We start from the raw sequence: 11,688 nt of genomic DNA, 5'->3' as shown, positions 1-11,688 counted from the left end.
CAGCGCAAAAGGCTTGATTCAAAATAAGTAACCGACTGAAGCCAGAGATGTTGTCAACGACTATAGAAAAGAATCAGCAGGCGCGCTGGCTGCAGTTGATGCAGCGAATCGCTGAGCAGCGGGACCGGGAGGCGTTCGAGCAGGTCGTTGATGAGTTTGGCGGCCGGCTATTGCGCTTTCTGCTGCAGCGTGGCGCCAGTCATGACGAGGCCGAAGAGCTGGTGCAGCTCTGTCTGCTACGCGTATGGCAGCGTGCTGCCCAGTTCAATGCCGGACAGGGTGCGTTTACCGCCTGGCTGTTCCGCATCGCCCGTAATTTGCACATCGATCAGCTGCGCCGCCATCGCCATGAAGTGCGTGGCGAGCCCGATGAGTGTGCATCAGGTGAGACACCGGACGGTCTGGTGACTGATCAGCGCCTGCAGGAACAGGTCAGGCAGGAGCTGTCGCGGCTGCCGGAGCGCCAGGCTCAGGTGGTGTACATGGCGTTTTACCAGGGTAAAACGCACGCTGAGATCGCGACCGAACTTGAGATCCCGCTCGGCAGCGTCAAATCGTCGCTCCGTTTAGCCTTTGCCAAACTCCGCAGCAGTATGGAGGTTGCCTTATGACACTTAGCCATCACCCCGATGACGCATCGCTGGCAAGCTTTGCCGCCGGTGGTTCGCCTCAGAATTTCGCCTGCGTGATGCAGCTGCATCTGGACCAATGTGATCGTTGTCGGCAGCGGGTTGGGCAGGCAGAAACCCTGGCTGGTCTGTTTTTCGGTCAGCAACCCGCCGATAGGTTCAGTGCTGCCAGCAAAAGCCGACTTATGGCGATGCTGGACCAGCCCGCTGACGAATCCCCATCCGCACGGCCTCGCGGTACCCCGGTGCCCGAGCTGTTGCGTGACTGGAGCGACCAGCAGGTGGACCAACTGCCCTGGCGGCGGATTGCACCGGGGATCAAACAGGTCCGTTTTCCAGAGGTGAGTGGTGATCTTTACCTGCTGCGCATCGCTCCGGGTACTTGCCTGCCGGAACACGGTCACGGCGGCGGTGAGATGACCCTGGTGTTGTCCGGCTCCTACAGTGACGAGATCGGTCGTTTCACCCCCGGCAATGTGGCGGATCTTGACGATAGCATTGAGCATCAGCCCATCGCTGACCGCAATCGCGACTGCATCTGCCTGGTGGCCACTGACGCCCCGCTGAGATTCAAGGATTGGGCCCCGCGACTGTTTCAGCGGCTGCTTAACTTCTGATACCCGGCCCGGTTCGTCACTTGGTGACAGACCGGGCCGCCTTTGCGGTGTTCTGCTGCAAGGCACATATCCTCATAGCGGCCCGCAGCTCTCCATACTCCCCGCCCAACACCAACGCTCAATGGCATCCTGTTATGCTAGCGTGTAACAAACGACAGTGGTTGTCGTCAGTTGCAAAACCGTGTGAGGAAACTCCTTGAAAACAGATCAAAATTCGACCCTGGTGCTGGTGTGCAAACGACCGCTTCAGGGGCAGGGTAAACAACGACTGGCGGCAACGTTAGGTACCGCGGTAGCCCAGCGGATTGCAGAGGCGCTGCTGGCCTGTGCGCTGGAGGATGCCGAAGTGTGGCCTGGCGATGTAGTTGTTGCGCCGTCCACACCTGAGGATGCCGCCTGGGCAGCGGGCCTGCTGGCCCGTGATTGCCAGATTATCCCCCAGTCGTCCGGCAATCTGGGGCAGCGCTTGCAGCAGTTGGATCAGCACCTTCGCCGGCAGCAGCATGAACGCATACTTTATATCGGCTCCGATGCGCCGATATTGTCGCCGCTGCACTTCAAGGCGGCACAGCAGCAATTGGCCCGGACAGAGGTGGTATTGAGTGCCGCGGAAGACGGCGGCGTGGTTCTGATGGGGGCCTCTCGGCCCTGGCCGCCACTCGCCGATCTCCCCTGGAGTTGCGACAACCTCGGTGATAGCCTGCGCCAGCGCTGTGTAAGCGCAGGTTTGAGCTGCGGCTATATCGCGCCCGGTTACGATATCGATGTCGAGCGGGATCTTTATCGCCTGGTGCGGGACCTGCAACAAGATTCGCGCCCGGCACGAGCAGACCTGTATCTGTTGCTGGGGCGCCTGCTGCCGGTGGTCGCGGAACCGTCGCCGCGGATGACTGACGCTAGCTAGGATATCTGTATGGATCGCATTGCCGCCCTGAGTCACGATTGGTTTTACACCCCCGACGGGGATCCCCGTGGCTATATCGACCCCCATGAACTGCGTGAACTCTGGTTTCATACCGGCACCGCCTGCAATCTGGCTTGCCCTTTTTGTCTGGAGGGCTCCGGCCCGGCGGACAAACGTTTGCAGCTGGTGAAACTCAAGGATGTGCAACCGCTCGTCGATGAGGCGTTGGCGCTCGGGGTGAGCCAGTTTTCATTTACCGGGGGAGAGCCGTTTCTGGCCAAGGATATGGTTAAGATACTGGCCTACGCCTCACAGTTTGCGCCTTGTCTGGTGCTGACCAACGGCACCGCTCCGTTGCAACGTCGTTTCGAACAGTTGCGGGCGCTGGCCACGGCGGCGCACCCGATCCGGTTTCGGATCAGTCTCGACTACCCCGATGCCGAGCGGCATGATCGGGGCCGCGGCGAAGGCACTTTTGTCGATGCACTCAAGGGGCTGAAAATGCTCCATGATGCCGGTTATGGCATTTCGGTGGCCCGCCATATGGATGCCGACGAAAACCGCACCGCCGTGGAGGCAGCCTACCGTCAACTGTTCGCCCAATGGGGGCTGCCAGCGGACCTGACCTTAGTGGCGTTCCCCGATTTTGCCCAGCCCGGTAGTCACCCGGAGGTGCCCCAGGTGACCACGCACTGCATGACCACCTACCAGACCGAGGAGAGTCGGCGTCAATTCATGTGTGCGTTCAGCAAGATGGTTGTCAAGCGTGATGGCGTGATGCGGGTTTACGCCTGCACGCTGGTTGATGACGATGAAGAGTATGACCTGGGTGCAACTCTGCGCGAAGCGATGGAGCGGCGTGTCAGCATGCGCCACCACCGCTGCTACAGCTGTTTTGCCTATGGTTCCTCCTGCAGCGAAACCTGAGATATGCTGGCCTGGCAGGCCCTGACGCATCTATCCGCACTAACACAAGGAACATACTGTGCTGGCAATTATTGGTGGTACCGGCGTTTACGCCATCGAACAGATGAACGATCTGGAAGAGATCCGCATTGATACCCCTTATGGCCCTCCGTCAGCGCCTCTGGTGAAGGGCGTGCTGGCGGGGCGCGAGTTGCTGTTTCTGGCCCGTCATGGCCAGCATCATCAATACCTGCCCCATGAAGTGAACTATCGCGCTAATATCTGGGCGCTCAAGCGAGCCGGTGCTACTCAGGTGGTGGGCATCTCCGCGGTTGGCAGCCTGCGTCAGGAGATCGCGCCGGGCGACCTGTCGCTGCCGTCGCAGTATTTTGATTTTGTCAAAGGCGCCCGTGAGAAAACCTTCTTTGGCCACGGCCTGGCCGGTCACGTGTCTACTGCAGAACCTACCTGCGGTTGCCTCGGTGATGCGGTGGCGAAGGCTGCCGCCAGTCTCGATATCGCTGTTCATCGTGACAAAACCTATGGCTGCGTCGACGGACCACGCCTGGGCACCCGCGCGGAAAGCTTCTTCTTGCGTGACGCGGCTGGCTGTGACCTGGTCGGCATGACCAACGTGCCGGAGGTGTTTCTGGCCCGTGAAGCGCAACTCTGCTACTGCACCCTGACTATTGCCACCGACTACGACTGCTGGATGGATGATCCTGCCCAGCATGTCACCGTGGAACAGGTGATCGCCCGTTACGGCGCCAGCCTGGAAAAGGCGCGTCGGGTTATTGTTCGGCTGGCCGAGCAGGGGACGTTGCCGAACGCTACCTGCGGTTGCCGTAAGTCGTTGGCCAGCGCCATATTGACCCCGCCGGAGCGCCTTTCCAGTGAACAGCACTCGCTGCTGGAGCTGCTGCAACGCTGACTATGGGATCGCTGTCGGTGATTGTGCCGCTAGGGCCAAACGAGAACGCCTTTGGTCGCCTGGCTGCTGACCTGCTCCTGCTTCCCGGTGATAGTGAGCTGGTGTTTGTCGCCTGCCGCCCGGTGGAGGCGTACCCTTGGCGCGCGGCGCTGGAGCGGGTTCTGAGCGGGCGTAGGTTGCGCTGGATTGAGGCGCCAGAGGGGCGGGCACGGCAGATGAATGCCGCAGCCGTCGCAGCGAGCGGCGACTGGTTGTGGTTTCTGCACTGGGATTCCGGGTTTGGCCCGGCTCTGGTCAGCCGGATTCAGCAGGCAGTGCGACAGCCGCTGTTGGCGATGAGTTATGCCCGGTTGCAGTTTATGGATGACGGGCCGGCGATAACCCGGCTGAATGCCCGCCTGGCTAACTGGCGCTCACGCTGGTTGGGGGTGCCCTTTGGCGATCAGGGCTTTGTGCTACCCAAGGAGCTCTTCGTCCGGGTCGGGGGGTTTGATGAGGCCGCCGCCTTTGGTGAGGATCATCTGCTGGTGTGGCAGCTGCGTCTGGCGGGCGTGCCGCTGATAATGCTGGATGCTCCGCTACTTACCAGTGCCCGCAAGTATCGCCGTCACGGCTGGTCACGATTGACCTTGCGCTATCAGTGGATGTGGATGCGTCAGGCCTGGCCCTATGCGTGGCAGCTAGTGCGGTCGCGCCTCAGTTATCGTCGCTGAGCGATTCCATCGCGCTCTGCGCCCAGCTGAGGCTGTGGCGATAGGCCGCTTCAAAGAAACCAGCTTCCACATTCTGTGCCTTCAGCGTTTCCCAGTGACCCTCTTCGTAGAGCATCACATGCCCCAGAAGCTTGCCCAGCGGTCCCTGCTGCTCGGTAATCGCCGCCTTGATGGCGTTGTCGAGGGGGATCTGCAGCAACAGCTCCTCCAGCGGCATCTCCAGCAGCACGTCGAGTTGCGACATGATGCCCACCATGAACGCGGTTTCGGGATTGATGCCACCCTGTTGTTCCGCCAGCAACTGGCACATGCGCCCCCGCACCAGCAGGTTACGTGAGACCTCCTCCGGTTTACCTTCCTGACTGCTGAGTGCGATCAGCGTGGCCCATTTGCGTACCTGGTCCATACCCAGCATCACGACCGCCTGGGTAATGGATTCGACCGAGGTGGTGAGATGGTAGGCCGCGGAGTTGACCACCCGCAGGATGCGGAAGGTGAGGATCGGGTCGAGCAGAATCAGCCCCTCGATCTGCGCCGGGGTGATATCCGGTTTTTGCAGCTCCTGCAGCAGCTGCAGCAGCGCGACGCTGGAGGAGGGCAGTTGTTTGCCCATGACGCGTACCGGGCGGCTGATAAAAGGGCCCTGAAACAGCTTGAAGCCCATGCCGCCACAGCGTTTCAGCTGGTCGAAACTGGCCACGTTCTGGGCCAGCAGGGTCGCCGAGCTGCGCTTGAGCACCGACACCAGACGCCCCAGGCGAGCTTCGGGTACGGCGCTGAGATCGACTTTGATGATGTTCATGTAACGCAGCAACGGGATCAGCGGTTGCTGCAGCGCAAAGCCGTCGAGGGCGAGGGTGAAGTCCTGTTCTGCCAGCGCACGCACGTTGGCCAGCACGTTGGGGCCGACGCGAATGGCGGCGGGGATCTGCAGAACGATCTGGTTGCGCGGCAGGTCGGGCATGCAGCCCTTGGCGAGCAGCTCCTGCGACAGCGACAGGATCAGGGGAACACGGCGAATGGCGCCATCCTGGCACAAGCTGGTGTAGGTGTTCAGCAAGATTTCAGAGCTGGCGCGATCGGCGTTGAACAGCTCATCTTCGGCTTTCGGCGTCTGCTCGTACAGCAGTTCATAAGCGACGATTTTCAGCTCTTTGCTGAACACCGGTTGACGTACCATCAGTACCTGACTGGCGCTTGTCGTCAATGCTTCCATGGGCTGTCTCTCATCCTGATTGCCCGAATTATAGGAACTTGCGCGCCCGAAGTCTGCTGATGCGGATCAAGCCTTGGGCGATTGGTCGCTGCTGCCTCGCTGGCGAGTATGCCAGCGTTCCAGCCAGCCAAGCAAACGCAACGGCAGGTGATTGCGCTTCCAGGCTCCTGCAGCGTATTTGTTGGCTTCGGCCAGGGTCGGGTAGATATGGATGGTTTTCAGCACATGATTGAGGCCCAGGTTATGACGCATCGCCAATACATACTCGGCAATCAGGTCGCCGGCGTGGGAGCCGACAATGGTTACGCCCAGAATTCGGTCCTTGCCGGGAACGGTGAGAATCTTAATGAAGCCTTCGGTGTCTTCATCGGCGATGGCGCGGTCGAGTTCGTCGAGTCCGAACCGGGTTAGTTCATAGCCGATGCCTGCGGCATCGGCTTCGCGCTCGTTGAGCCCCACACGGGCAATTTCGGGATCCGTAAAGGTCGCGGCGGGAATCACGGAATAGTCCACTTTGAAGCGCCAGAAACGCCCGAACAGGGCGTTAACTACCGCGTACCAGGCCTGGTGGGCGGCGGTGTGGGTGAACTGGTATGGTCCGGCGACGTCACCGCAGGCGTAGATGTTGGGATAACGGGTCTGCAGGTAGTCATTGACCTCGATGGTGCCCTGTGGGGTCAGCGCAATATCCAGCTCTTCGAGACCAAAACCGCTGACGTTGGCCTGGCGGCCAGTGGCGACCAGCAGCTGGTCGAATTCCAGCACCACCGGCTGGCCGTGATGGTCGCAATGCAGCTGTTTGGCATCGCCCATCAGGCGAAATTCGCGCATGGGGTGGTTAAAGCGCAGGTCAATGCCTTCAGCAACGAAGCGGGCGCGCACGGCGTCGCTGACGTCGGCATCCTCTTTGGGCAGCAGGCGCTCCCCGCGCAGCACCATGGTGACCTGGCTACCCAGACGCGCAAACGCCTGCGCCAACTCGCAGCCGATCGGCCCTCCGCCCAGCACCAGCAGGCGCGGAGGCAGTACCCGCAGATCCCAGAGTGTATCTGAGGTCAGCGGCTGCATATCTTCAATCCCGGTTATCGCTGGTATCGCCGGGCGGGCGCCGGTCGCCACGACGATGTTGCGGGTTGAGATGGTATCGCCGTTAACCCTCACCTGATAGGGAGAGAGAATCCGTGCCTGCCCCTGAATGCAATCGACGCCAAGGCCGGTGTAGCGTTCGATGGAGTCATGGGGCTCCACGGTGCGAACGACCCGCTGCACCCGCTCCATGATGGTAGCGAAATCGAACTGCAACTCGGCGCGGTCTATCCCCAGTGACTGGCAGCGGCGCGCTTCGGCGACGAAGCGGCTGCTGCGGATCAGTGCTTTCGACGGTACGCAGCCGGTGTTGAGACAGTCGCCGCCCATACGGTGCTTCTCCACCAGGCTGACTTTGGCCCGCACCATCGCCGCGATGTAGGAGCTGACCAGCCCGGCCGAACCGGCACCAATCACCACCAGATCGGTGTCGAACCGTTGCGGCCGGATCACGCCGTCATAGAGTCGCCGCCGCTGGAGGACGCCCACCAACAGTTTGGCCAGCAATGGGAATATCCCCAGCAGGGCAAAGGAGATCAGCAGCGCCGGCGACAGAATTCCCTGCAGCGAATCCAGTTGTGCCAGCTGGGTGCCGGCGTTTACGAACACAATGGTTCCGGCGAGCATCCCCACCTGGCTGACCCAGTAAAAGGTAAGCACGCGCAGTCCGGTTACTCCCATCACCAGGTTGATCACAAAGAAGGGGAACAGCGGAACCAGACGCAGGGTAAACAGATAAAAGGCACCGTCACGCGCGATACCCCGGTCTATGGCTTGCAACTGGCTGCGAAAACGCTGCCTTACCAGGTCGCGCAGCAGAAAACGCGAAACCAGAAAGGCCAGGGTCGCACCGATACTGCTGGCAAAAGAAACCAGCAGCAGGCCCCAGCCAAGCCCAAACAGCGCCCCTGCAAGCAGGGTCATTACCGCCGCGCCCGGCAGCGACAGGCCGGTTACGACCACGTAAAGAAAAAAGAAGCTGCCGGCTGCACGCCAGGGATAGGTGTCGGTGTACGCCAGCAGTTCGGCATGATGTTGTTGAACTGCAGCGAGGCTGAAATAGCGATCAAGGCCAAAGCCGAAGAACAGTCCGATTGCGAGTACCAGAGTAGCCAATAACCAGAGCTTGGGTGAACGCATGAGGCTGAGAGTCCTTTGTGGTGGCAATTTATGCTGGCGGTGTAGCAAACGACTGAAAAACTGCCCGATTGTTACAGGGCAACCAAGGAATAATCTAAAAAACATAAAGATAGCACCGGGGCCCCGGATTAGAAACGAGCGCTGCCGCGGGGGCGGGGCGATCAGGGCGTTGTAACTGAAAAGTATATTTGCGCCTGATCAATAAACTGACATTTATGCCACCTTGGTCGTACGACATGCGGTTGATCCATGCATAAAGCAGGGGTATTAATGATGGGCGCTTACGGAGGCGAGTCGTTTACGGCTCTGCGGCAGGATGCCGACAACAACAATAATTCAGCGGTCCCAGCGGGGCCGCAGCGGTTGGAGCATCCCATGTTATTCAGACGGTTCAATATCACACCCCGGCTATGGTTCATTCTTATTCTGGCTACCGCGGGCTTCGTGGTGTTGTCGGCGGTATCGCTGACTACTCTCAAAGATTCCCAGCTGCGTGAGAAGCAGATCAAGACCCGCCATCTGGTCGAGTCGGCCCACAGTCTGATCGCGCACTATCATGCCGCTGCGGAAACCGGCGCCATGAGCAATGACGAAGCCCGGAGCGCCGCCATCAGTGCGGTCAAGCAGCTGCGCTACGACGATAAGGAATATTTCTGGATCAACGATATGAAGCCGGTGATGGTGATGCACCCGATCAAGCCGGCACTGGACGGGAAGGACCTGTCCGGAGTGAAGGACCCGAACGGCAAGGCGCTGTTTCTGGCGTTCGTTGATCAGGTGAAGAAAGAGGGGTCGGGCTTTGTCGGCTACTTCTGGCCCAAGCCCGGTTCTGAAAAACCGGTAGAGAAGCTGTCTTATGTAAAAGGCTTTTCTCCCTGGGGCTGGATCATTGGCTCAGGAGTTTATATCGACGACGTCGAAGCCGCGTACTGGAACAACGCCGGTTATCTCAGCATGATCCTCGGGGGCGTGGTCGTGCTGATTCTCGGGGTCAGCACCATGATCGCGCGCAGCATCACCCAGCCGCTGGAAGAAACCCTGCACGCACTGGAAAACATCAGCGCCGGGGACGGTGATCTGACCGTGCAGTTGAACATCGACGGTAACGATGAGATTTCGCGACTGCGGGCCAGTTTCAACCGCTTCGTGGGTAAGCTGCATGGGGTGATGGAGCAGGTTTCCCGCGCCAGTGAAGAGGTGGCTACGGCGGCGGAGCAGTTGGCATCCGTGACCGAGGAAAGCGCCGGCACCATCAAAGAGCAGAGCGATGAAACGGATGAGGTCGCAGAAGCGGTTGCCCGCCTGGCGCGTTCGGTCCAGGACGTGGCCTCCAACGCTAATGAGGTAGCCCAGTCGGCCCAGCGCGCCGATGAAGAAGCAGACCATTCCCAGTCGATTCTACGCGAGACCGTCAGCTCGATTCAGGGCGTTGCCGACAAGCTGGAAAGCGCGGCGTCGGTCACCCATAAACTCGAAAGCGACAGCGAGAACATCGGCTCTATTCTCGATGTGATTCGGGGAATTGCCGAGCAGACCAACCTCTTGGCCTTGAACGCGGCGATCGAAGCGGCACGGGCTGGGGAGCAGGGCCGGGGCTTTGCCGTGGTCGCGGACGAGGTGCGCCACCTGGCTCAGCGTACGCAGGAAAGCACTCATGAGATTCAGCTGATGATCGAGCAGCTGCAGGCGGGCTCCGGGCAAGCAGCTTTGGTGATGAACGACAGCCGGGAGGAGACCCAGCGCACCTCCGAGAGCGCCGGCGAAACCATGACCAGTCTGCAGACCATCAACGACTCCATCACCAGCATCAAGGAGATGTGTAACGAGGTCGCGATGGCGGCTGAGGAGGAGTCACAGGTGGCTGACGCTCTCAACCAGAACGTCACCACCATGCGGGCGTTGGCGCATCGCTCCAGCGCGGCGACCTCGCAGATCAATGGTGCCAGTCACGAACTGGCGCACCAGGCTGAGCAGCTGCGCGATGCTGTGCGGCAGTTCCGCATCTGATCAGGCTGTGGGCAGGGCCGCGTAAAAACGTTGCCTTGCCCGCCACAACGCCCGGCCCAGGTAGATAAAGTTGGCCGCGGCAGCCACTCCTGCCAGACGCCCGGTCAGCTCGATCATGCCCGGCACATAACTCAGATACAGCAGTAGCAGCGTTAGTAGCTGCAGCTGCCATTGGCGGCGCTGGGTCTGGGTCGGCAACAGGTCTTGCATATTGGGCAGTGCCATCATCGCCATCGGGTCTCCCAGACAAGCCCGTTGCAGGTGCAGATAGATCAGAAAGGGAACGATCTTCTGCAGCATTCCCAGCATCACGCTGAGCATAAAACCGATACCGAAAACCACGCCGACGGGTCCCGCCAGACTCGTCAGCTGTATACCTGCCGCCGAGGCTCCGAGGGCCAGTGCCGTCATCAGCAGGTGGCATAACGCCAGTTGCCACAGGCGCACGGTGTAGTCGATCCGTTTGCGTTTGCGGGCCGCAAGGGCGTTGAGGGCGGCGATGGCATAAGCGCCTGTCAGCAGCGCGGAAAGCAGCAGGGCCACGGCACGTGAGGGCGGCCACAGGGTTGCGATAAACAGCATCGCCAGCAGTGCCGGGGCGGCAAACTGAGCGATCCAGCGTGGCAGTGCCGGGGTGACGTGAAACATCGGGATCACCTGCAGGCTGACGCCCATCACCAGCATTACCACCCATCCCAGCGACGCCCACAGCAGGTGTGCGTCGGTGAGTTCCCCGGCGTAGCCGATCAGGGATGGATAGGCGTGGTAGAGCGCCTGGTGCAGTCCCAGTCCGCCGGCTCCAATCAGTCCCACGGCGGCCAGGCGCAACACCCGGGCGGATTCGCCCAGCGGATGAACTCGCCACAGGGCGGTACCCCAGCAGCCGACGAATAGCAGCAGCGCCAGCGGTAAGGCGATCGCGGCAAGGCTGAAGGCCACCGGTGCCGCAGTCATAAATCCGGTAGCCAGCGCCAGGGTGCCGGTGGCCAGCAGCAGCTGAATCAGGCGCGGCAAGCGGGCGTGCTGGCTGAGAGGTTGTCCGGTAACAACCGGCATTACCTGATAGAGGGCGCCGAGCATGATCTGGGCGCCGAACCCTAACGCCAGCAGATGAGTGGCAGCCAGGGAAGCGCCAAGCCAACGCTGCTCCAGCATGGCGGGCTGTGCAACCAGTATCAACGCGGCAAGCAGGCCAAACAGCGGCGCCAGCAAAAAGTAGCCTAACGGCGTGGCCAGGGGCGGGATACGATCAAACGACAGTCCGTCAGTGCGCATCGGCGAGCAAGTCCTCAATGCGCGTGCGGCTAGGCGCCGCGCTGGGGGCCCAGATCAGCAGTACCACCGCCCCTGACGGATGAAGACGGCGCTCATGACCCACCCCCAGCTCATCCAGTAACGGGTATAGGGGCAGCGGATCGCGGCGGTGAACAACCCGTAACAGCTGGTGGGCGCTAAGGGTTCGGGCGGCGGCGATAATCTGTATCAGCGGCTCTGGTGGTTCCAGCTCGCTGACATCAAACTCGATCAGTTCTGACATCA

The 11,688-nt window shown here is 60.7% G+C and carries 11 protein-coding genes; 7 read left to right on the top strand and 4 right to left on the bottom strand.

Annotation, left to right across the window (positions count from 1 at the left end; translation table 11 throughout):
• Window positions 1-47: 47 nt before the first annotated feature.
• The 6 genes from JJQ76_RS03875 to JJQ76_RS03850 all read left to right on the top strand — a co-directional run bounded on the left by JJQ76_RS03875 (window position 48) and on the right by JJQ76_RS03850 (window position 4,700).
• A complete protein-coding gene (locus JJQ76_RS03875) occupies window positions 48-611 on the top strand; it encodes a sigma-70 family RNA polymerase sigma factor (protein WP_210395369.1) in 564 nt (187 codons plus the stop codon).
• Entirely contained in the window at window positions 608-1,246 is a 639-nt protein-coding gene (locus JJQ76_RS03870) for a ChrR family anti-sigma-E factor (RefSeq protein ID WP_210395368.1), read from the top strand. The genes JJQ76_RS03875 and JJQ76_RS03870 overlap by 4 nt, the downstream gene beginning before the upstream one ends.
• 196 nt (window positions 1,247-1,442) lie before the next feature.
• On the top strand, window positions 1,443-2,150 hold the full coding sequence (locus tag JJQ76_RS03865; RefSeq protein ID WP_210395367.1) for a TIGR04282 family arsenosugar biosynthesis glycosyltransferase: 708 nt from the start codon (window positions 1,443-1,445) through the stop codon (window positions 2,148-2,150).
• Window positions 2,151-2,159: 9 nt separating this feature from the next.
• A complete protein-coding gene (locus JJQ76_RS03860) occupies window positions 2,160-3,077 on the top strand; it encodes a radical SAM protein (RefSeq protein ID WP_210395366.1) in 918 nt (305 codons plus the stop codon).
• A 58-nt stretch (window positions 3,078-3,135) separates the two neighbouring features.
• Complete coding sequence (locus JJQ76_RS03855; protein WP_210395365.1) at window positions 3,136-3,987, top strand: MTAP family purine nucleoside phosphorylase; 852 nt, start codon at window positions 3,136-3,138, stop codon at window positions 3,985-3,987.
• A 2-nt stretch (window positions 3,988-3,989) separates the two neighbouring features.
• Complete coding sequence (locus tag JJQ76_RS03850; RefSeq protein WP_210395364.1) at window positions 3,990-4,700, top strand: hypothetical protein; 711 nt, start codon at window positions 3,990-3,992, stop codon at window positions 4,698-4,700.
• On the opposite strand, the gene JJQ76_RS03845 is transcribed toward JJQ76_RS03850, so the two are convergent.
• Both JJQ76_RS03845 and JJQ76_RS03840 read right to left on the bottom strand, forming a co-directional pair.
• Window positions 4,684-5,916 (bottom strand): EAL and HDOD domain-containing protein, encoded by a 1,233-nt coding sequence (locus tag JJQ76_RS03845; protein WP_210395363.1) that lies wholly within the window; start codon window positions 5,914-5,916, stop codon window positions 4,684-4,686. The genes JJQ76_RS03850 and JJQ76_RS03845 overlap by 17 nt on opposite strands.
• A 66-nt stretch (window positions 5,917-5,982) precedes the next feature.
• Window positions 5,983-8,142, bottom strand: coding sequence for an FAD-dependent oxidoreductase (locus JJQ76_RS03840; RefSeq protein WP_210395362.1), 2,160 nt, complete (start codon window positions 8,140-8,142; stop codon window positions 5,983-5,985).
• Between the two features lie 375 nt (window positions 8,143-8,517).
• Between JJQ76_RS03840 and JJQ76_RS03835 the strand changes: the two genes are divergently transcribed.
• Complete coding sequence (locus JJQ76_RS03835) at window positions 8,518-10,149, top strand: methyl-accepting chemotaxis protein (RefSeq protein ID WP_210395361.1); 1,632 nt, start codon at window positions 8,518-8,520, stop codon at window positions 10,147-10,149.
• Here JJQ76_RS03835 and JJQ76_RS03830 read toward each other — a convergent pair whose 3' ends face one another.
• Window positions 10,150-11,424 (bottom strand): hypothetical protein, encoded by a 1,275-nt coding sequence (locus tag JJQ76_RS03830; protein WP_210395360.1) that lies wholly within the window; start codon window positions 11,422-11,424, stop codon window positions 10,150-10,152.
• Entirely contained in the window at window positions 11,414-11,686 is a 273-nt protein-coding gene (locus tag JJQ76_RS03825) for a DUF2249 domain-containing protein (protein ID WP_210395359.1), read from the bottom strand. The genes JJQ76_RS03830 and JJQ76_RS03825 overlap by 11 nt, the downstream gene beginning before the upstream one ends.
• Between the last annotated feature and the right edge of the window lie 2 nt (window positions 11,687-11,688).

The sequence above is a fragment of the Motiliproteus sediminis genome, assembly GCF_017912535.1.
Lineage (GTDB): Bacteria > Pseudomonadota > Gammaproteobacteria > Pseudomonadales > Balneatricaceae > Motiliproteus > Motiliproteus sediminis.
The sequence above is the reverse complement of the archived record's forward strand: the minus strand, read 5'-3'. Positions and strand labels throughout refer to the sequence as shown.